This is a genomic window from Sphingomonas sp. CL5.1 (genome assembly GCF_013344685.1).
Taxonomy (GTDB): domain Bacteria; phylum Pseudomonadota; class Alphaproteobacteria; order Sphingomonadales; family Sphingomonadaceae; genus Sphingomonas.
This window is the reverse complement of sequence record NZ_CP050137.1, coordinates 2,067,723-2,088,617: the sequence shown is the minus strand read 5'-3', so window position 1 is coordinate 2,088,617 and position 20,895 is coordinate 2,067,723. Positions and strand designations below refer to the sequence as shown.

18 protein-coding genes, 1 tRNA gene and 2 pseudogenes are annotated in these 20,895 nt (G+C 63.3%); 13 read left to right on the top strand and 8 right to left on the bottom strand.

The window, feature by feature from the left end; all coding sequences use genetic code 11:
• The 5 genes and pseudogenes from F9288_RS10055 to F9288_RS10035 all read left to right on the top strand — a co-directional run.
• Positions 1-780, top strand: coding sequence for an SDR family oxidoreductase (locus F9288_RS10055; RefSeq protein WP_174836518.1), 780 nt, complete (start codon positions 1-3; stop codon positions 778-780).
• Between the two features lie 86 nt (positions 781-866).
• Positions 867-2,240, top strand: a complete 1,374-nt coding sequence (locus F9288_RS10050) for a class II 3-deoxy-7-phosphoheptulonate synthase (protein ID WP_174836516.1) — start codon at positions 867-869, stop codon at positions 2,238-2,240.
• Positions 2,241-2,285: 45 nt separating this feature from the next.
• Positions 2,286-2,361 (top strand) — tRNA-Glu (locus F9288_RS10045).
• A gap of 270 nt (positions 2,362-2,631) precedes the next feature.
• The gene (locus F9288_RS10040; protein WP_174836514.1) at positions 2,632-2,880 is read left to right on the top strand and encodes a hypothetical protein; all 249 of its coding nucleotides are present in this window, start codon (positions 2,632-2,634) and stop codon (positions 2,878-2,880) included.
• Between the two features lie 27 nt (positions 2,881-2,907).
• Positions 2,908-3,265 (top strand): annotated as a pseudogene (locus tag F9288_RS10035) (transposase); the annotation flags it as partial.
• 53 nt (positions 3,266-3,318) lie between these two features.
• On the opposite strand, the gene F9288_RS10030 reads toward F9288_RS10035, so the two are convergent.
• Complete coding sequence (locus F9288_RS10030; protein ID WP_174836512.1) at positions 3,319-5,061, bottom strand: GMC family oxidoreductase; 1,743 nt, start codon at positions 5,059-5,061, stop codon at positions 3,319-3,321.
• 232 nt (positions 5,062-5,293) lie between these two features.
• On the opposite strand from F9288_RS10030, the gene F9288_RS10025 reads away from it, so the two are divergent.
• On the top strand, positions 5,294-6,421 hold the full coding sequence (locus tag F9288_RS10025) for a zinc-binding dehydrogenase (RefSeq protein ID WP_174836511.1): 1,128 nt from the start codon (positions 5,294-5,296) through the stop codon (positions 6,419-6,421).
• Positions 6,422-6,431: 10 nt separating this feature from the next.
• Positions 6,432-7,061 (top strand): glutathione S-transferase family protein, encoded by a 630-nt coding sequence (locus F9288_RS10020; RefSeq protein WP_174836509.1) that lies wholly within the window; start codon positions 6,432-6,434, stop codon positions 7,059-7,061.
• A 499-nt stretch (positions 7,062-7,560) separates the two neighbouring features.
• Here the strand turns inward: F9288_RS10020 and F9288_RS10015 are convergent, their stop codons facing one another.
• From F9288_RS10015 to F9288_RS10005, 3 genes are read right to left on the bottom strand one after another with little or no spacing between them, the layout of a single operon-like run.
• Positions 7,561-8,370: an amidohydrolase gene (locus F9288_RS10015; RefSeq protein WP_174836507.1), complete on the bottom strand. Its 810-nt coding sequence runs from the start codon at positions 8,368-8,370 to the stop codon at positions 7,561-7,563.
• Between the two features lie 17 nt (positions 8,371-8,387).
• Positions 8,388-9,092 carry a fumarylacetoacetate hydrolase family protein gene (locus F9288_RS10010; RefSeq protein ID WP_174836505.1) on the bottom strand — a complete coding sequence of 235 codons (705 nt, stop codon included), beginning with the start codon at positions 9,090-9,092 and terminating at the stop codon, positions 8,388-8,390.
• Positions 9,085-9,636, bottom strand: coding sequence for a hypothetical protein (locus F9288_RS10005; RefSeq protein WP_217482620.1), 552 nt, complete (start codon positions 9,634-9,636; stop codon positions 9,085-9,087). Before F9288_RS10005 ends, F9288_RS10010 begins: the two co-directional genes overlap by 8 nt.
• 178 nt (positions 9,637-9,814) lie before the next feature.
• Here F9288_RS10005 and F9288_RS10000 point away from each other — a divergent pair, with 178 nt between their 5' ends.
• From F9288_RS10000 to F9288_RS09980, 4 genes and pseudogenes are all read left to right on the top strand, one after another.
• On the top strand, positions 9,815-10,243 hold the full coding sequence (locus F9288_RS10000) for a heme-binding protein (RefSeq protein WP_174836504.1): 429 nt from the start codon (positions 9,815-9,817) through the stop codon (positions 10,241-10,243).
• A 50-nt stretch (positions 10,244-10,293) separates the two neighbouring features.
• Positions 10,294-11,187: a dihydrodipicolinate synthase family protein gene (locus F9288_RS09995; protein WP_174836502.1), complete on the top strand. Its 894-nt coding sequence runs from the start codon at positions 10,294-10,296 to the stop codon at positions 11,185-11,187.
• Positions 11,188-11,393: 206 nt separating this feature from the next.
• Positions 11,394-12,101: pseudogene (locus tag F9288_RS22155) on the top strand (GMC family oxidoreductase).
• Positions 12,101-13,273 (top strand): alpha-hydroxy acid oxidase, encoded by a 1,173-nt coding sequence (locus F9288_RS09980; RefSeq protein ID WP_174836499.1) that lies wholly within the window; start codon positions 12,101-12,103, stop codon positions 13,271-13,273. Before F9288_RS22155 ends, F9288_RS09980 begins: the two are co-directional and overlap by 1 nt.
• A gap of 104 nt (positions 13,274-13,377) precedes the next feature.
• Here F9288_RS09980 and F9288_RS09975 read toward each other — a convergent pair whose 3' ends face one another.
• The 3 genes from F9288_RS09975 to F9288_RS09965 all read right to left on the bottom strand — a co-directional run bounded on the left by F9288_RS09975 (position 13,378) and on the right by F9288_RS09965 (position 17,939).
• The gene (locus F9288_RS09975; RefSeq protein ID WP_174836497.1) at positions 13,378-15,507 is read right to left on the bottom strand and encodes a TonB-dependent receptor; all 2,130 of its coding nucleotides are present in this window, start codon (positions 15,505-15,507) and stop codon (positions 13,378-13,380) included.
• A gap of 204 nt (positions 15,508-15,711) precedes the next feature.
• Positions 15,712-17,067: an MFS transporter gene (locus tag F9288_RS09970; protein WP_174836495.1), complete on the bottom strand. Its 1,356-nt coding sequence runs from the start codon at positions 17,065-17,067 to the stop codon at positions 15,712-15,714.
• Positions 17,068-17,213: 146 nt separating this feature from the next.
• A complete protein-coding gene (locus F9288_RS09965; protein WP_174836493.1) occupies positions 17,214-17,939 on the bottom strand; it encodes a FadR/GntR family transcriptional regulator in 726 nt (241 codons plus the stop codon).
• Between the two features lie 354 nt (positions 17,940-18,293).
• Here F9288_RS09965 and F9288_RS09960 point away from each other — a divergent pair, with 354 nt between their 5' ends.
• Together F9288_RS09960 and F9288_RS09955 are read left to right on the top strand one after the other, a co-directional pair.
• On the top strand, positions 18,294-19,709 hold the full coding sequence (locus F9288_RS09960; RefSeq protein ID WP_174836492.1) for an MFS transporter: 1,416 nt from the start codon (positions 18,294-18,296) through the stop codon (positions 19,707-19,709).
• A gap of 61 nt (positions 19,710-19,770) precedes the next feature.
• Complete coding sequence (locus tag F9288_RS09955) at positions 19,771-20,487, top strand: SDR family oxidoreductase (RefSeq protein ID WP_174836490.1); 717 nt, start codon at positions 19,771-19,773, stop codon at positions 20,485-20,487.
• A 45-nt stretch (positions 20,488-20,532) separates the two neighbouring features.
• Here F9288_RS09955 and F9288_RS09950 read toward each other — a convergent pair whose 3' ends face one another.
• Positions 20,533-20,889 carry a YciI family protein gene (locus F9288_RS09950; protein WP_217482619.1) on the bottom strand — a complete coding sequence of 119 codons (357 nt, stop codon included), beginning with the start codon at positions 20,887-20,889 and terminating at the stop codon, positions 20,533-20,535.
• Between the last annotated feature and the right edge of the window lie 6 nt (positions 20,890-20,895).

Genomic DNA, 20,895 nt, shown 5'->3' with positions numbered 1-20,895 from the left:
ATGGACCTCGGACTCAACGGCCGCACCGCGATCGTCTGCGCATCCAGCCACGGCCTCGGCCGCGCCTGCGCCGCCGAGCTGGCCCGCGCGGGGTGCGATCTCGTCATCAACGGCCGTGAGGCGGAGCCGCTCGCCGCCGCCGCGCGGGCGATCCGCGACGAAAGCGGCGTGCGGGTGGAGGCGGTCGCCGGCGATGTCGCGGACCCCGGCGTGCAGCGCGCATTGATCGACGCCGCTGGCACCGTCGACATCCTCGTCAATAACAACGGCGGCCCGCCGCTGCGCGATTTCCGCCAGCTCGACGGCGAAGCGATCCACGCCGGGCTGGACGCCAACATGGTCGCGCCGATCCGCATGGTGCAGCAGGTGATCGACGGCATGATCGAGCGCGGCTTCGGGCGGATCGTCTGCGTCACCTCCGGCTCGGTGAAGGCTCCCGTCGCGGGCCTCGACCTTTCCAGCGGCGCGCGGATCGGGCTGACCGGCTTCCTCGCCGGGATCGCGCGACAGGTCGCCGCGTCGGGCGTGACGATCAACTTCCTGCTCCCCGGCCTGTTCGCGACCCGGCGGCTGGAGGGCGTCAACCGCTTCACCGCGCAGACGCAGGGCATCGACATGGACGAGGCCGAGCGCCGCAACCGCGAGCGCATCCCCGCGCGCCGCTTCGGCGACCCGGCCGAGTTCGGCGCGGCCTGCGCCTTCCTCTGCTCGAAACAGGCCGGCTTCATCACCGGGCAGAGCCTGCTGATCGACGGCGGCAACTATGCCGGGATCATGTAGCTTCACGCAGCCGGAGCTTTCCTTCGTTGCGTTGCGGCGCTATCGCGCGCAGCTTCATTGCTCTTTGCATCGACGGAAAGTGTGCCATGGCCGCCAATTGGGCCCCCGACAGCTGGATCTTGCATGAAGCGCGCCAGCTTCCCGATTATCCCGACGCCGCCGCGCTGAAGGCGGCGACGGACCAGCTTGGCAGCTATCCCCCCCTCGTCTTTGCCGGCGAGGCGCGCAATCTCACCGCCGATCTGGCGAATGTCGCGGCGGGCAAGGGCTTCCTGCTGCAAGGCGGCGATTGCGCGGAAAGCTTCGCGGAATTCCACCCGAACAACATCCGCGACACGTTCCGCGTGCTGCTCCAGATGGCGGTGGTGCTGACCTTCGCTTCCAAGCTGCCGGTGGTGAAGGTCGGCCGCATGGCGGGCCAGTTCGCCAAGCCGCGCTCAGCCCCGACCGAGACGATCGACGGGGTGGAACTGCCGAGCTATCGCGGCGACAACGTCAACGACATCGCCTTCACGGCGGCGGCGCGCACGCCCGATCCGGCGCGCATGGTGCAGGGCTACAGCCAGTCCGCCGCGACGCTCAACCTGCTGCGCGCCTTCGCCGGCGGCGGCTATGCCAATCTGCATCAGGTGCATCGCTGGACGCACGATTTCATGGGGCGCTCCCCGTGGGCGGCGAAATATGCCGAGACGGCGGACCGCATCGGCGAGGCGCTGGAGTTCATGGCCGCGTGCGGGATCAATCCCGATACGGTGCCGCAGCTTTCGCAGACGCAATTCTACACCAGCCACGAGGCGCTGCTGCTCCCCTATGAGCAGGCGATGACGCGGCAGGATTCGCTGACCGGCGAATGGTATGACACCAGCGCGCATATGCTGTGGATCGGCGACCGCACGCGCTTCGAGGGATCGGCGCATGTCGAATTCCTGCGCGGCGTGGGCAATCCGATCGGCCTGAAATGCGGCCCCTCCCTCGAGCCGGACGAGTTGCTGCGCCTGCTCGACACGCTCAATCCGGCGCGCACGCCGGGGCGCGTCACGCTCATTACCCGCTACGGCCACGACAGGATCGAGGCCGCCTTCCCCCGCCTGCTCCGCGCCGTGACGCGCGAAGGGCATCCGGTGGTGTGGAGCTGCGATCCGATGCACGGCAACGTCGTGAAGGCCGCCAACGGCTACAAGACGCGCCCGTTCGAGCGCATCCTCGCCGAGGTGCGCGGTTTCTTCGCCGTGCACCGCGCCGAGGGCACGCATGCGGGCGGCATCCATGCCGAGATGACCGGGCAGAACGTCACCGAATGCACCGGCGGCGCGATCGACGTGACCGAGCAGACGCTGGCGGACCGTTATCACACGCACTGCGACCCCCGCCTCAACGCCGGCCAGAGCCTGGAGCTGGCCTTCCTGCTGGCGGAGATGCTGAACGAGGAAATGGCGGAACGCCGCAAAGCAGCGGCTTGACGTGGGCGCCGGCGGGCCGTAAGCGCCCGCCTCCACCTGCAAGATGGCCCCTTCGTCTAGCGGTCTAGGACGTCGCCCTCTCACGGCGAAAACACGGGTTCGAGTCCCGTAGGGGTCACCACGCTAAGTAATTGATATAGCACCGTCTTTATACATCATATAGAATCACGCGGCCCGTGCTCGCCGGGTAAATGACTGATTCAGCTCGTGATTTCGTGTCAAAAACCCGACGGGGCAGCGGACTGACGCGGTCAGAAAGACAATTTGCCGAACTCCACGCGGATTGATCAGGTTTGATTCGAGAAGATTCGGTTCAGCTTGGCGGTCTCACCTGCTCCGCCGATCCGACGATCCAACGCGCATAGTATTTGAAGGTCACAGCGGGATCGGCGTGGCCCAGTTGCTTAGCGACCTTCCGGCTGCTCGGGACGAATATGCGCTGCCGATCAGCCTGGACATCACCGACCATGATCTGCTGCATCTGAGAGAAGCGGGCGCCCGTCGCGGCCAGCACGAGGATCATTCGACCGACTTCGCCATCCTCGTCGAAGTTGGCAGCCGCGCGGATAATTTTCCGAACCACCTCATCCGGGAGAATCTGGTTCTTGAACTGCTGCCGGCTTGGTGGACACCGAGATAGGATGTTTCCGCCTATCGGAGGTCCAGAATGCAACGAAGGAAGTTCAGCCGCGAGTTCAAGCTCGAGGCGGTAAAGTTGGTGGGCGAACGCGGTGTCGCGGTTGCGCAGGCTGCTCGCGATTTGGACGTGCACGAGAACGTGCTGCGCAAGTGGGTGAGGGAGTTTGCCGCCGATCCGGGACACGCATTTCCAGGGCACGGCCAGATGAGGCCGAAACAGATGGAGATTGATCGTCTCCGTCGGGAAGTGGCCAAGCTCAAGGCGGAGCGCGACATTCTAAAAAAGCCACCGCCTACTTCGCGAAGGACTCGATATGAGGCTCGCCTTCATCGCGAAGCACCGAGGGATCTGGCCGGTGGCATGGATAACCGACTGCGCAGCCGTGCGTCTACCGCTGTGCGATAAAGTTCGCCGCGCCCAATCCAAAGCGCTCGCGGATCAGTCGCGCCCGAGCAGGATGGCGGCAGCCTTTTCAGCGATCATCAGCATAGGCAGATTGGTGTTGGCGCGGGGCACCGTCGGCATCACCGAGGCGTCGACAATGCGCAAGCCGGACACACCTTTGACCCTGCATTGCGGGTCGACGACCGCGTGGGGATCGTCCGCCGCTCCCATCCGGCAAGTGCCAGAATGGTGCGCAAGGGGGGTGACGTTCCTTTCGACGAACTCGTCGAGCCGCTCCGGCTCGGCAAGCAGAGTGACAAGATCGTATTCGCCCATCGAGCGCACGGCCCTTTCTCCGAGGCCCGGAACTTGATCAAAAAGCGTGGCGATGGCCTTGGTACGCAGATCGTTCCATCGCGTCCTCGCGTTGAAGCGCGCCGCATTAGCCAGGCGGCTTGCCGCCACCAGCGGACCGATAACCTGCTGCATCTCCGATGATGTCCCCAGCGCCACGGCATGGCCCAGCCCCTCGATCAGTCGCGCGCGATCCAGGGGATCGCCGAGAAGATTATATTCAATCAACGGCGCGGTGGGTATCTTGCCGAGCGATACGCGGCCGCGGGCAGCCGGCGCCATGAGGATCGGCGTGATGTTCGCCAATCGGCGAGCGATCGCATGCCAGGTGACGCGCGTGCCGATCATCAGGGCCATATCACTCCGCGTGCCGCCGGCGACGGCGGACGAATAGCGGAACATCGAATTGTTGTGATTGCGCTGCGGCCGGCGCTGGACGGCCCGCCGCTTCAGATGCGCAAGCGTCAGCAGCGCCGCGTGGTTCTGTAGGTTCGCGCCCATGGCGGGGACCGCGACGCGCGGCTGAACGCCGGCGTCAAGAAGCGCCTGAGGATCGCCCAACCCCTCGCGCAACAGGAAATGCGGGCTCAGCAGCGCCCCCATGCTGACAATGACCTCGGCGGCGTCGAACGTTTCCTCGAGATCGCCGACACTCGCCCGCACCCCAGCGACCCGGGCACCATCCCACAGCAACCCGGTCGCCGTCGCATTGGCAAGAATGCGCAGATTCGGACGCCGCCGGACCTCGGACGTCAGATAGGCCATAGCGCTCGTGCTTCGGCGTTCGGTCGTGCCGGCGATCGGCAACGCCCCATATCCGTCCCGGAAGTCGGCGTTCATGTCGGCAATGAAAGGAACCTGCCGTGCCTCGGCGTATCTGCCGGCAGCCTGGGCGAGTTCCGGCCAGTCCCGGCTCTGGTGCCGGCGAATCTCGGTCGGTCCCTCCTTGCCATGCGCGTCGCCATCAAAATCGAGATCGTTTTCGAGCAGCCGAAAGAATGGCAGGACATCGCGCCATCCCCACCCCTTCGCGCCTGACGATTCCCAACCGTCATAATCGAGCGGGAGTCCGCGGAGCATGATCATGCCCATGATCGACGAACCGCCCCCCATGACGCGGGCGTGCAGCAGGGGCACCGGGCCCGAACCGGCTGCGTTCAATGCAAATCCCTGGAGCGGCCAGCGGTATTTCGGGTTCACATAGGAAAGTGGATAGGGATCAAGGATGTCCGCCGGCATCGCGTCCGGCGGCGTGTCGATCCCGCTTTCGATCAGGAGCACCTTTCTCACCGGATCGGCAGAAAGCCGGTTCGCAAGAACGCAGCCCGCAGTGCCGCCCCCAATGATGACATGGTCCCACCTCCCCGGCATCCGTTCTTCCTGCTCCTCTCCGGCCACTGTCAGACTTGAGCGGCATAGCTGCCCATCGAGCCAGTCAGTCAAACCAGTCTCGCCGCCGGCGCGCCGGTCGCTTCTTCAACCAATACGGTTGCGTAATTGGACCGATACGGGATAGCAAGGGCAAACATAAAGCGGAACATGAGCCATCAATGTCGCTTTCACGCCTTGACGCGCACAATGTCTCGCGTCACCCTGAAAGGGTTGAATTGGTTGACATTGGTTTATACCACCGATACCTCGGCTGATATCTTGGCACGAACAAGAGGGCGAGGAGATGGATTTGGCGACGGAACGACAGGAAGATTCAGCCAACGGCGGCATGCGCGCCTGGGTGCTCGACGGGCCGAACGAGCTTCGCCTTGGTCGTAAAGCGATCCCGACGCCGGGCTTTGCCGAGGTCCTCGTCCGTATCGACGCCGTAGCGATCTGCGCAACCGATCTCGACATCATCGCGAACGGCCCGCCAGCGCTGATCAACGGGAAACTGCCGTTCCGTCAGGATTTCACGCCGGGGCATGAATATATGGGTACCGTCGCGACCCTCGGTCCGGGCGTGGGAGACTATCAGGTCGGCGATCGCGTCTCGGTCGAGGTCCATGCCGGGTGCGGGCAATGCCGGCGGTGCCGCGCGGGCATGTACACCTCCTGCCTCAACTATGGTCAGAATTATGGCGACCACGACAAGGGGCATCGCGCCAACGGCTTCACGACCGACGGCGGTTTTGCGGAATATGCGGTCAACCACGTCAACACGCTGGTGCGCGTTCCCGATGACATGAGCGACGAGGTCGCGACGCTCGCGGTCACCGCCGGCACCTCGATGTATGGCCTGACCGAACTAGGCGGTCTCGTCGCCGGCGAAAGCGTCGCCATCATCGGCCCCGGGCCGATCGGGCTGCTGGCGGTCGGCGTCGCCAAGGCGCTCGGCGCCGCGCCGGCCATCCTTATCGGCACGCGCGAAAACCGGCTAGCGATCGGCGACAAGCTCGGGGCCGATGCGCTCATCAACGGTCGCGAGGAGGATGCCGTGGCGCGCGTACGCGCGCTGACCGGCGGCGTCGGCGCCGATTATGTGATCGACTGCGCGGGCACCGAGCAATCGATCAACGATGCGATCCACATGTGCAGCCGCGGCGGCAAGATCTGCCTCGCCGCGTTCCCGCACGGGCTTTCGAACATCGACCTCGCCCATGCGGTGATCAACAACATCTATCTCTACGGCATTCGCGGTGAAGGAAAGAGCGCCGTCCGCCGCGCCATGGCACTGATGGCGGCGAAGCGCTTCGATGCCGCGCTGATTCATTCGCACACCTTTGCCATGGCGGACCTGCCCGAGGCGATCCGCTATGCCCGGAATCGTGTCGACAATGCGATCAAGGTCGTCGTTCGCCCCCAGGATTGAGGTTCCCGTCATGATCGATCTTTATAGCTTTCCCACGCCGAACGGCCGCAAGATCTCGATTGCGCTAGAGGAAATGGGCCTGCCCTACACCTTTCATCCGATCGACATCCGCAAGGGCGAGCAATTCGGTGCAGAATTTCTGAAAATCGCGCCCAATAATCGCATCCCGGCGATCGTCGATCGCGAAACCGGCGCGACGCTCATGGAGTCGGGAGCGATCCTGATCTACCTCGCTGAGAAATCCGGCAAATTGCTCTCGACCGAGCACGAGTGCCGCATGCGCACGATCGAATGGCTGATGTGGCAGGTGGGCGGGTTGGGGCCGATGCTGGGCCAGGTCCACCATTTCGTCCATTACAGTCCCGATGCGTCGGATTATGCGCGCGAACGCTATCTGTCGGAAGCGAAGCGACTCTACGGCGTGCTCGACCGGCGGCTGGAAGACCGCGACTTTATCGCCGACGATTATTCGATCGCCGATATCGCGGCATGGCCCTGGATCTCGCGGTTCGACTGGCAGGGCATCGACCTGAACGAATTTCCCAACGTGCGCCGCTGGTACGTTTCGCTCGCCGACCGGCCGGCGGTCCAGCGCGGCTATGACGTCCCCGTCTGGATCAATGACATTCCGCGGCCGTGACACCCCCCGCCGGCGCACGCGGGACTAGCGAGAGCAAAGCCGATGTCGATGGCCGACCTGGTCGCCTGGAGTCGACAATAGCGAGCGATGGCGTGCTCCACGTCGCATTGCAACGCGTCCGTCCTTGCCTCGCCGATGACGAAATCCTTATCAGGATCGAGGCAGCGATGAGCGTGATGCTCGGACAGCACCTCCGTTACCGGCTCGCGCGAAGTCATGCGGAACTGCGGCATCACCTGGAGCGCGGGGTGTTTCCTTCTGCCTCATGTTCTCGAAAAGCCGGGAGCGGAAGCCCAGGAGCGGATAGAGAAGCGGTACTCAGGGACATTCGATCGATAGCGCCCAGCTCGAACACCTGCCCGATCTCGACGCGATCGCGAAAATCACCCGCCGCGCGACCAATGCCATATATCTGGTGATGCCGCACAGGTGAGGAATGCTATTCGGGGAGCGCACGCCTCGATACAGGCGGCCGCCCGACGGAACGTCGCTCGTGGCGTCAAGCCGGCCATTTCACCCAGTCGCAGATCGATCGGCCCATCACCATGTCGAGGTCGTTTCCCTTCAGCCACGGCAAATGGTCGGTGAACATTTCGATGCACTCGCGCAGCGTGATGTGCATTCGGGTGAAGTCCGTCCCCCAGAACATCCGCTCCGGGCCATAGGCCGCGAATATCCGTTCCAGATAGGGAGACACATCCTCGAAGGGATAGGCGCCGTTGCTCATGCTCGGCGTGGCGCTCGCCTTGACCGCGACGTTGGGGTGAGCGGCAAGCGCGAGCAACGTGTCGAGATGGTTCATCGCGTCGGGCAATTTTTCCTGCGGCCCGATGTTGAGATGGTCGAGCAGAAAGGGAATATGCGGGAACCGCGCGGCAAGCGGATCGATGTCGGGCAGGATCGCCTTGGGCATGATCAGGGCGACCGGGCACGCCAGATCGTCCGCCGCTGCCCACAGCCAGTCCAACCCGCCGGCCCGCCAGGCTTCAACATCGTCGGGGCGCATCAGGACAAAGCGCAGCCCCACCATTCCCGGCCGGTCGAGGAAGGCCGCGATCTCATCCTTCGTGAGCGGCGAGGAAAGCGGAAACCAGCCCATCGTCGCAAACCTGTTTGGATGCGCCTGGGCCACGGTGACCGCATAGTCGTTCGCCTCGCTATCCCAGATAGCGGGGCAATTGATCGCGCGGGCAACCCCCGCCTCGTCCATATCGGCAAGCGCAAGCGGCGCCGTATAGGGCGTCTGGCGGTGATGCGGCGGGCCGCCCGGATTGGTCCACAAATGAATCTGGGAATCGACGATCAGCATGTTTGTCCTTCCCCGCATCAGCGCTCATAGGTTATCGAAAGCTCGCCGACCCCCTCGCAGGTCGCGCGAAGCGTGTCGCCGGCAACCACGGGACCGACACCCGCCGGCGTCCCCGTCAGGATCAGATCGCCCGGAAACACGTCAACGATGCGGCTTAGCGCCGCGATGCATTCCGCCGGTGACCAGATCATGTCGGCAAGGTCGCCTGACTGCCGCTCTGCGCCGTTCACCGAAAGCGTGATCGCGCCAGCCGCGAGATCGCCCGTTTCCGCCGCCAGCCGGATCTCGCTGATCGGGCACGACTGATCGAACGCCTTGCCGATCTCCCACGGCCGCGCGGTCGCCTTGGCCTCCGCCTGCCGATCGCGGCGGGTCATGTCGAGGCCGACGGCATAGCCGAAGATCAGCCGCCGCGCCTCTTCGGGCGACAGGTCCGAACCGTGACCACCGATCGCGACGACGAGCTCGACCTCGTGGTGCAGTTCGTCGGTCGCGCGCGGGAACCGCAATTTGCTTCCCGACGGAACCACCGCGTCGGCCGGCTTGGCGAAAAAGAACGGCGGTTCGCGCGTCGGGTCCCCGCCCATTTCGCGTGCGTGCTCGGAATAGTTCCTGCCGACACACCAGATCCGGTGAACGGGAAAGGTCGATCCGTCGGCGACGGTCACGCAAGGCCGATCGTCCGGCGCGATCGCCCATTGCGCCGCCGCGCCCTCAGTCATGCGGCATGTCGATCAGACCGGCCGCTTCGCGCCGCTTGAGGAGACGGAGCGAATCCGGGATGTCGATCGCCGGGTTGTCGCCCGGCAAGAACTCCACCGTCACGAAGATCAGCTCGGTATCACCGACATTCTCGATGGCATGCACGAAATACTCGCCGGGGCCATGTTTGAAATGCCGCGTCTCGCCAGGATAATGATGGACATCGACGATCCTGCCATCCTCGTAATAGCCTCGTGCCACGCCAGCGGTGACAGCCGTCCAGAAATAATCGAGCACGTGCCGATGGAAGGTCAGGAGCCCGCCGGGCGGCAGATGAAGATGCCAAACACGGCAATTGTCCGCTTCCGAAACCAGCACACTGCCGACCGCGCCATTGAATTTATTCGCCTCGAACTCGCACTGCATGATCTCGTGCCAATGTCCTCGCGGGTCATCGGGCGGGCCTGGCTCGGACTGTACGACAATCGTATGCATCATTTTCTCTCCTGGGACCATCGGCCGCGTCAGTGTCGCGGCGTCTGTCCGGCGGCCGCGCGGTCGCATCGAGTCTCGCTTCAATCCGCTCGATTCTGTCACCCAAGACCAATTTGGTCAATGCCTCAGTCGATAGTTTGACGCCTTGGCAGGCCCTTGCCATTGCCGCCGTCGGCTATTGCATGGGCTGGCAATTTTGATTACTTCAACCAAATTGGTCCAGGAAATGACGGCATGCGGAGAGGCGATGATAGAGATCAAACGACTGGATGCGCATGAGGCCGTCTTGCTCGTCGCCGCTGCGCGCGAACGCGCGCTCGAAATCGGCGTCCCGATGTGCATCGCGGTGGTCGACGAGAGCGGATACCTCCTCGCCTTCCAGCGAATGGACGGCGGCAAGATTCACTCGATCCAGGTGGCGATGGACAAAGCGTTCACCGCCGCGTCGGCCCGTCGACCGACCCACGAACTCGCTGACCTCAGCCAGCCGGGTTCACCGTTATTTGGGCTCAATGTCGCGCTTGGCGGCCGCATCTGCATCGTTGGCGGGGGAATGCCCCTTGTCGTCGGCGGCGACGTCGTTGGCGCGGTCGGGATCTCCTCCGGCACACCAGCGCAGGACCGGGAATGTGCCGCCGCTGCGGTAGCGGCATTCGCGAAGCTGCTGGAGCGGTAACGGCGCAATGAGCGCGCACCACGAACATCGACCTAACGCAAAGGATCGTCATGTCTGATCGCAGCCTGCGCGGCGTCATCGCCGCTATCTCCACGCCTGTTGACGAACGGGGCGAGCCCGATATCGAGCGCCTGCTCGCGCATGCGCGCTATTTGCTCGACCATGGCTGCAACGGCCTAAATCTCCTCGGCACGACTGGCGAGGCGACGTCCTTTAGTCTCAGGCAACGCTTGTCGGTGATGAAGGCGGTCGCGGACGCCGGACTTCCACTGGCACGCTTCATGGTCGGCACGGGAGCGGCGTCGGTCACGGACGCAGTGGCGCTCACGACAGCCGCGGCGACAGTCGGATTCGCCGGCGCGCTGATTCTTCCGCCCTTCTACTACAAGCCGGTGACCAACGAAGGCATCGCGCGCTACATCGGCGCCATCGCCGATGCGACGGCGCAGCATGACATTCCGCTCTACCTTTACAATTTCCCGGCGCTGAGCGGCATCACCTACACGCCCGACCTGGTCAGTCTGCTCGTAGCGACCTTCGGTCATCGCATCGCCGGGCTGAAGGACTCCTCAGGCGATCTTTCCTATGCGCGAACGATCGCCGGCCTCTCGTCGACACTCGACGTTTTCCCCTCGAACGAGGGGGTCTTGATCGAGGCGCGCGGCGGCGCCTTTGCCGGGTGTATCTCGGCCACCGCCAATCTGAACTCGGTCGATTGCGGGCGCGCTTTCCAGGATGGCGACGAGACCGCCCTCGCGCGGGCGGTCGCCATTCGCGCGATCTTCGATGGATTGCCGCTGGTCCCCGGCATCAAGCATGTGATCGCCAGCCGGCTTGGCGATCCTGCGTGGCGAAATACGATCGCGCCACTCATGTCGCTCCCCCCGGACGAGGCGGCGATCGTTCAGGAGCGCCTTGCGGCCATCGAGCCGGTGAGCGCCTGATGGGCCCCGAGGTTTCCAACCATTCCGCGCCGAGCCGGGCTCTTATGTGCGCGAACTCCGGCTTTCGGCCGGGCCAGCTGTCGCACCGTGGGTGCCGAACAATGAGATCGACGCACGTGGAGACACCATCGCCATTCGCTGAGCGAGTCATCGTGGGAGGATGACAGGTGCCGGAAGCCACCCAATATTGCGGCGTGTGCGCTGACATGGCGAAGCACTCATCCTACGATTACATCGTCGTCGGCTCCGGCGCCGCCGGCGCGATCATCGCCTCGCGGCTCGCCGACCGGACGACCGCCAGGATCCTGTTGCTGGAGCGCGGTCCGGCCGACCGCTCTCTGTTGCTGAAAATGCCCGCCGGTATGACGACCGTGCTGCGCTCTGGGCGTTTCACGAAGTCGCTCGCCTGCGAGCCCAATCCCGCCCTGAACGGTCGCAGCATGTCCTTGTTCGAAGGCGCGGTCCTGGGGGGCGGCACATCCGTCAATGGTCTTACTTATGCCCGCGGGCATCCCGCCGATTACGGCCAGTGGGCACGCGAAGGGTAGGAAGGCTGGAGCTTTGACGATGTCCTGCGCTATTTTCACCGCCCGGAGCACCAGCGCCCCGATATGTTTCACGGACAGCACGGGCCGATCGAGGTGTGCTTCTCCGGCGAGCCCGGTCCTCTCGCCCGCGCCCTTCTGCAGGCAGACGAAGAGGTCGGTTATAGTCGCACCGACGATATCAACGGCGGTGATCTGGAGGGTTGTGGCCCCTCGGACCACATGGTCGAAAAAGGCAGACGCGCGAGCACGGCGACCGCTTATCTCAAGCCGCGTCGCCATCTTCCTAATCTCACGGTCTGGACCGGCGTCGACGCCCGGCAGCCGCCCCACAAGCCGCGCAGCGAGGGAGCGAGGGAGCGAGGGTGATGGTATCGAAACTCGACCGGGTGTGCTCAATCAATGACCTGCGCCGGCTTGCTCGGAAGCGTGTCCCTCCGTTCGTGTTCCAGCCGATGGAGCAGGGAACCGGCGACGGCCGCGGCGCGATCGCCAGTGTCGCCGCGTTCGACCGCCGACGACTGCAGTCGCGCCTGACCGAGGAGCCGGTGACCGTCGATTTGTCGACGACGATCTTCGGCCGGCGCTATGCCGCTCCCATCGGCATTTCGGCCATTGGCTATGCAGGCAAGATGTGGCCGGGCGCGGACGTCGCCCTCGCGGAGGCGGCGGTGGCGGCGGATGTGCCGTTCATTTTATCAGTCGGCACCGTCGCGGACGTCGAAACGATCGCGCGCATCGCGCCCGGGCGGATATGGCAGCAGCTCTATTCCGCGCGCGATCCGGCAATCACCGACGACTTCATTTGCCGGGCCGAGAATTGCGGTGTCGAGGTCTTGGTCCATACGATCGACATGCCGGTCTCTCCGGCCTCCGACTATGTGACCGCTACCGGTATCAGGCCACCACTGAACATACCGCCACGATCCTGGCCCGCCGTCCTGTGGCAAACGATGCGTCATCCGGCCTGGGCGCTGGCTTATGCGCGGGTGGGCCGGACGCCGCGGCTCGAAGGCTGGGCGCGCTATGTGGACGGACGCGCGTCGGCGCGTGACGTGCTTCAATTCGTCGGCGCGCAAATGATCTCAGGCGCCGGCTGGCGTGAGGTCGAACGGGTTCGCCAGCGGTGGTCCGGCAAGCTCGTCCTCAAGGGACTTGTCCATCCCGACGACATCGTCAGGGCCAAGGACGTCGGCGCCGATGCCGTCACTGTCTCGAACCACGGCGGCAATCGCATGGGCGCCGCCGTCGCCTCGCTGGATGCCCTCGATGAGATCGTGGCAACCGTTCCGGCTTCAGCCAGGCCCTTGCTGATGTTCGACGGTGGCATTCGGCGTGGCGAGGACGTCGCGATCGCCACGGCCACTGGTGCGGCGTTCTGCTTTATCGGACGCGCGGCGCTCTATGGGGCGCTCGCGGCAGGGTGCAGAGGCTCGGTGAAGGCGCTGGACCTGCTCAGGACCGAGTTGTCACGCACATTGCTGCATCTCGGCACTGCGCGCCCTGCGGAACTTGATCGGGACCTGATCAGAATGCTTTAATCGAACGGCGGGATACACCGTGGCGAGTATCCGTCAGAACGAAATTGGCTCCGCCAGGGATACGACGTCAGTCATATCCATGACGAAGCCAGGTGGGGATGGGGTTATCTTGCCCCGAAGTTGAAATTCAGCTCGATGCCGGCACGAGAGGGCTGGTTGGCCAAACGCCCCTGGATCGTTCCCATGAAGTCGGGGAACACGAATTCCGGATAGCGCTTGTTGGTAATGTTGTTCCAGAAAACGTCCACCGACCATCGCTCGGACTCGATGCCGAGACGCGCGTTGAAGGTCGTTGCCGGCTGGAAGTTCACGTTGTTTGAAAGATTATACGAGATATAGCCCCGACGGTTCATGTCGAACCGCAACAGCCCATGGTAGGTGTCATCGAAGCGCGGGGCGTAGCTGAAATAGGCCGTTTCGTTATCATGGAACGCGTTCGGCATCGGATTGCCGACGTAGAGCGACGTCCCGTTGAAATCGTCGATGCGCGACGCGCTCAGCGAATAGCTTCCGCCGAGCGTCACGTCATCGACAGGCTTGATCGTGAGATCTGCTTCGATGCCATTGACGTGCGCCTTGCGGATCGACGTGATGAAGCGGAACGACGTGGCGCCGATGATCGTGCGCTGGAACTGCGCATTGTCATAGTCGGTGCGATAGACGTCCGCATTAAGCGTGATGCGATGATCGGCGAACTGTGCCTTGAACCCGGCCTCGTAGTTCCGCGAAATCTCCTTCGGGTAAACCCGCTGCGCACCGACTAGGTCGAACGGAACCGACGCTGCATTGAAGCCGCCGCTGCGGAAACCCTGGCCGAAGGTGGCGTAGAACATCAGATCCTTTTGCGCCTGCCACTTCAAGGTCGCCGATGGCTGCCAGGCGGTGAAGGGGGAGGTCAGGCCGGTTCCAGGCACGTTCGTCAAGACGTCGTATTTCTTGTCGCGATCGTAACGGAGCGCGCCGATCACCGTGAAGCCCGCGCCGATGTCGTAGGACGCACGACCGTAAACGCCGTAGGATTTGCTGGTATCGGTCTGGTAGGTGATCCCCGTGATCTGCGGCGTCGTCGCCGCCGGATCAGCGAGAAGATTGATGTTGTTCTCGGTATAGCGGTCCTGATACGCCGCACCGAACATCCACTGGAAGCGACTGCCCGGCTTTGAGGTCAGCCTTGCATCGATGCTCTTTGCGTCATCGAGTTCGGGATTGTAATTATAACGCCCGGCGGCCTGGGTGTAATCGATGTCGGTGATGACATAGTCCCTTGCGCGCGCATATTGCCCGATCACCGTCAGCGTGCCGATCGGCGTATCCTGATCGAGCGTGAGCGAGGTGCGGAACAGCCTCCTGAGGTCGCGATTCCAGAAATTCTGCTTGAGCGAAGTTGAAAAGTCGGTCAGCCCGGCAATGGTCGTCAACTCCAGATAATTGCTGCCGACCGTCCCACGAGTGTACATGGCCGACAATGCAAGCCGAGTGCTGGGTGTCGGTTGATAGACGATTTCCCCATCGAGCGTACCGGAATCGACGAAATCGCTGTAGTCGTGACGTGTGCTGTTATAGAGCAAGCCGCGCCGGTTCTGATACGATCCGGTGATCTTGGCGTAGAGTCTGTCCTCGATCAGCGGCCCTGAAACGGTCAGGATGCCCTTATAGTCCGCGCCTTCCTGTGCGGTGAAGCGCCCGCTGGCGCGAAAATCATTGTCGGGCTGGCGCGTATTGATGACGAGCGCACCGGCGATCGCGCCGCGACCATACAACGCGCCCTGCGGCCCCTTGAGCAATTCGACATCGGTGATGTCGAGCAAGTCCATATTCGCGATCGAGAGGAACGGCACCTGCACGCCGTCGATCAGGATCGAGACAGGAGCTTCGCCCTGTTGAATTGCCGCGATGCCGCGGATCGCGATCGTCGGCACGCCGGGTCGAATGCCGGTTTCGAAGCGAAGGGCCGGGACGACCTTGCTGACGTCGGCGAGACTGGCGACACCCGCGGCTTTCGCCGTATCCGCCGTCACCACCGAGATCGCCGCCGGAGCGGTCTGCAGACGATCGGTGGACCGTAGCGCGGTAACGACGATATCGCCACTATTCTGGCTATCGCCAATGGCGGCGAGCGGAGGCACATCGGCCCCAGGCGCCGACGTGATTTGTGCGTGGGCGGCCGATAATGCCGTAGTCGATAGCGCCACAAGCATAGCCGCACGAATCGTCAGTCTGATTTCGCCTCTCATTCATCCCTCCCAAAAAGGCCATCCGGCAATCGCTTCCTTTCGAGGAAGACTATATTGGTTGAATTGGTGTAACCAATCATAGGAGAGTGCGCAAGACCTATATGGTTGCATGGTCACACACTCCGCGCCGACGCCGCGGCAGGGCTCGCAAAGCGGCCACGAGCCTTCCCTTCGCCTAAACGGGAATGGCTATCTCATGATGGCTCAGTTGGGACGGATTTGGGTCGCGACCAGCGTCCGGAATGGCGGTCGTGCGAGATTGAGCACGATCGCCGCAACGGTGCAGACCACCACCGCGATGAGCGCAAACGCCTCGCTGGTGCGCGTCGGATCCTTGAATACATATTGCGTCATCGCGCCAACCATGACCGCTGCGATCCCGCCGGCGATGATGTTAATACAGAAAATGTACAGCGCGATGCCCTGGCCCCGCATCTTGTTCGGCAACCCATCCTGAAGCGCGCCAGGACCCAGCGGCAAATTGAAAGAACTGAAAAAGGTGAAGACGAGAAGCCCGGCCACCACCAGCCATGGGCTATGAGCGAAGCCGATGCACAGGCCTGCAAGACCCAGCCCGCAGGCGGCAACCACCGCGGCGATCAGCCGGCCATCCCTATGACCAGCCTTGACCAGACGATCGCCGAGCAGGCCACCCGATATGGCGCCGACAGGAGAAACAACCAGAAGGATCGTACCGTAGATCGAGCCGGTCTGGGTAAGGGTCCATCCCTGGCTCCGCATCAGGATCGCCGGCAGCCACGCTGCCCCGGCATGGAGCGCGAAATTGCTGAAAACGAAGCCGACATTATGCCCCACGAGTGCGCCACGATGCTCGTCATAGAACCGCAGCGTCTCGCGGAAACTGCTCCCGCCTGCCTGGTCCGCCCGATGGGTCGCGATTCGCGGAGGTTCGGGAATGGCAAGCGTCAGCGGGGCAACGATCAGACCGAGGCCGGCAAAGCAGAGAATGATCACCTGCCAGGAATGAAGCGCGCCAAGCAGAGGAAGATCGATCATCCGGTCGCCGAACGACAGCCAGATCAACCCACCTAACAGCAAGACGCCGCCGCCGCCGATATGCATGCCGCTGTAGAACACCCCCATCGGCAGCCCCCGACGGCCAGGCGGGAAATAGTCCGCCAGTAGCGACACGGATGCCGGGCTCAGCGCCCCCTCCCCGGCCCCCACGGCAGTCCTTGCGACGAACATCTGCGCGAAATTGCCCGCAAGCCCGCACGCGGCATTGGCAGCGCTCCAGGCGAACACGCCGGCGGCCGCGATCACCTTGCGGTTCCCGACATCGACCAGCCGACCGATCGGCAAGCCGAAGATTGCGTTGAAAACCCCGAAGGCCATGCCGATCAGCGCGCCGATTTCAGTATCGCTGAGATGAAGGTCGCGCTGGATCGGCACCACGAACAGGCTGAGGATACCCCGATCCATGAATGCGAGAATGCTGCCTAACGCGAGAATCGAACACGCCATCCAGGCGCGGCGCGGTGGAGGATAGGTTGCCTCGCCGGTGAGCCCCGCATCGGCACTGATTGATAGCGCGTCCATACCTCTCCTCGCTCGGCTTCTTTGCCAAGTACGAGACCATGCTACGTATCATGACCAAATTGGTCAACATGGTGCAGACGTGACAGCCGCAATCCAATCCGCAACCATGATCATCGGGCATTCGACTGCGCGCATAACTAGGCTGGTCAGGCCGATTCGAGTTGCCCGAAGCCCAGGCTGGCATTCATCATCTGCGATCGCGTGCCACCGAGATGGTTGCGCATCGCCATGATCGCCGCCTTCGGATTGCGCGTCGCAATCGCGTCGACGATTCGCTCGTGCTCCGCGAACGAGTGATAGTCCCGCTTGGGGCCATGCTCGTCTTTCATCAGATTTCCCCAGAGCACATAGCGCCGCACGCCATTCAGCAAGCGCTGGAATTCGATCAGCAAGACGTTCCCGGTCGCCTCTGCAATGAGGTTGTGGAATTGCCAATCGAGTTCGGCATATTCTTCCCACGAGTCAGCGGAACGCATGCTTTGGCACAGGTCCTTCAACGCGGAGAGCTGCGCGGGCGACGCGCTGAGAGCAGCCAGCCCGGCCAGTTCCGGCTCGATGATGAAGCGCGCCTGCATCGCGGCGAGCGGACTAGTCCTGGCGACGATATCCTCTTCACTCGGTTGCGGTTCGGGCGGGTTGCGCGCCAAAAACGTGCCGCGACCGACATGACGGTTGATCTGACCATCCGCCTCAAGAACCGATAGCGCCTTGCGCACTTCCGCCCGGCTGACGCAGAATTGCGCGGCGAGATCGCGTTCGGGCGGCAATTTCAGGCTGGGTCCGAGGTTTGCAGATCTCAGCCACGTCCGCAACGTCGAGAGAAGATAGGCATTCGCCACTTTAGCGTTACGATCGGTCAAAATGGCCTCCAATGGTTACGCGACCATAAATTAGCTGGCTGCAAAGGAAAAGTGCCTAGCCTGGGGCCTTTCAGGTAAATCACGCCTTGGTTTAATGTCCGCCCAACAGCCCGCACAGCCATGATACCGGTCGCCCGCCTCGCAACGAGCACCCCGAAGATATTAAGCCCGCCGGAGCGGCGCGCGCCCTTGCGCAGCAGAGCCGAATGACTATTGGTCAACCAACGTAACCGATTCTAACCAATCAATCGGGTTGCATTGCGTTTCAGCGCGCGCCCACCGAGGATTCCGACCGGTCAAGCGCCGGCGCTCCACGGCGCGCAGGAGTAAACGCAATGCTCGGCCCGGCCTGGAAAGAGACCGACCGTGCCCGGAATTGGCCTGATCAAACATTCCGATCATCTTCCGCTCGTCGTCGCCGCGATCTTCTTCATCCAGAACCTGGATGGGTCGATCCTCAACACGTCGCTCCCGCAGGTTGCCGGATCGTTCCGGGCTAGCGCGGTCGACATCAACGCCGGCATTACCAGCTACTTCATCTCAGCGGCTGCGCTTATGCCGCTGAGCGGCTGGTTCGCCCAGCGGTTTGGCGTTCGCAAGACGCTCATCTCCGCGATGATCGTCTTCACGGTCGCCTCTGTCCTGTGCGGACTTGCGCGGTCATTGCCGCAATTCGTGGTCGCGCGCATCATCCAGGGCGCGGGCGCCGCCTTGCTGACGCCGGTTGGACGCATTGCCGTCCTGAAGAACACCACCAAGCCCGACTTGCTACGCGCCATCTCGATGTTGACCTGGCCTGCGTTACTCGCGCCGGTCGCAGGGCCGTGGCTGGGTGGCGCGATCACCTCCTGGGTCGGCTGGCGACTCAATTTCTTCGTCAACGTGCCGCTCGGACTGACGTGCATGCTGCTCATCATGGCCGTCGTGCCGCGAGGCGAGGCGGACGCGCGAACACAACTCGACATCCGTGGTGCGCTGCTCATCTCGTCATCGCTCGGATTGGCGATGTATGGCCTGGACTGGCTCACCAACACAGAGGCGCGCGGCGTCCTGGTCGGTGGCACGCTCCTTTCCGCCGGCATCATGCTGGGCTGGGGCGCACTATTATGGCTGCGTCGCACCCCGGCTCCGCTGATCGACCCGGCGATCCTTAGTATCGGAACATTCGCCTTTTCCACGTTTGGCGGCGCGAATCTCATCAAGATCGCGATCGCCGTCACCCCTTATCTCTTGCCGCTCCTCGTCCAGATCGTGTGGGGAATGAGCCCGATCGACGCAGGCATGGTCATGCTTTTTTACTTCCTCGGAAATCTCTCGATGAAGACGGCCACCACGCCGGTTATCCGTCAGCTTGGCTTCCGCGCGGCGATGATCGGCAGCGGAGCGGTCGTCGCCCTGTCGACAGCCGCGCTGCCGTTGTTCGACTGGCATCATCTCACGGTGCCCAGCTGCTTCCTTTTGCTGATCGCCGGCGCATCCCGATCCTTGTTCTTCACGGCGGCGAACACGCTCAGCTTTTCCGACGTGCCACAGACGCTGACCGCCTCGGCATCCACCTTTGCCAGCATGATGCAGCAAGTCTCGCTTGCGGTCGGGGTCGGTCTCGCCGCCCTGAGCTTATCGCTGGCGAATGCCGCCGGGTCGGTCCCGACGCTCGACCGGTCCGATTTCGTCGCCGCCTTCCTGTTCTCGGCATTTCTCGCGCTCTGCGGCGTCATGCTGACGCTGCGCCTATCGGGCGACGCGGGCAATGACGTTCGCGCCAAAAATGCAAGGCGCTGAGGCACGGCCGGTAACCTCCCCGATGATTATCGAATTGGCACACCAATGACGGAGGCGGACAATGAGCTACGACATCGATCTCACGGGCAAACGCGTATTGGTGGTGGGCGGGAGCAGCGGCATCGGCAAGGCCACCGCCCACCTCTTCGCTCGGGCCAACGCCGCCGTTTTCGTCGCCGCACGCCAAAGCGAGCGTCTTGATTGCGCCGCGGCCAAGCTCGGAGCAACGCCCATTGCACTCGACACGCGCGACAATGCCGCCGTAGAAGCCGTTTTTTCGGACGCGCAGCCGTTTCACCACGTCATCGTCTCGGCCTCGCAGACCGAGGTTGGCTCCGTCGCGCATTTGCCTCTCGACGACGCTAAGGCGGCGATGGAGAGCAAATTCTGGGGCGCTTATCGAATTGCGCGCGCGGCCAGGATTGAGCCGTCGGGATCGCTCACGCTGGTGTCCGGGGTCCTCGGCGTGCGGCCGAATGCCGCGTCCGTGCTATTGGGCGCGATCAATGCTGCGCTGGAGGGACTCGTCCGCGGACTCGCGCTTGAGATGGCGCCGATCCGGGTGAGTGCAATCTCCCCCGGCACGGTCGACACGCCGCTGTGGTCGGGCCTGCCCGAGGAAAAGCGCGGCGCGCTGTTCGCCGCCACGGCAAATCGTCTGCCCGTCGGACGGGTCGGACAGCCCGATGACATCGCCGCCGCGATCCTATTCACCGCGATCAACGGTTTCGTGACCGGGACGACGATCCGCGTGGACGGCGGCGGCACGATCGCCTGACGCTGGTGATGGGCGACCCAGCGGGAGCACCCATCGACAGGCTGACTACAAATCGACGAACTCGTAATTGGGCGGGCAAATCTTCATCTCACGCCTTTCGAAGAGGTCAGCCCGCGTGTAGGGATCCTCCGCTTGGAATGCTTCAGCCGCCAGTCGATCGGCGAGGTCCACAAGCAGCAAGGTTCCAATCATCTCGCCCGCATCGTTGAGAAACGGGGCCGCGAATTTCACTTCCGACCTCCGGCTGCGTACAAAGGCTAAATGTGCTTCCCATGTCGCCATCCGCAAAGGGACGCTGTCCGGCTTGTCGAAACCGATAAGGGCAAAAACAGTCGTGTCCCCGTTCCATTGCATCCGGAAGGCGGTGGCACACCACCTGCGCCGCGCGGGCAAGCCGATCATGGCACA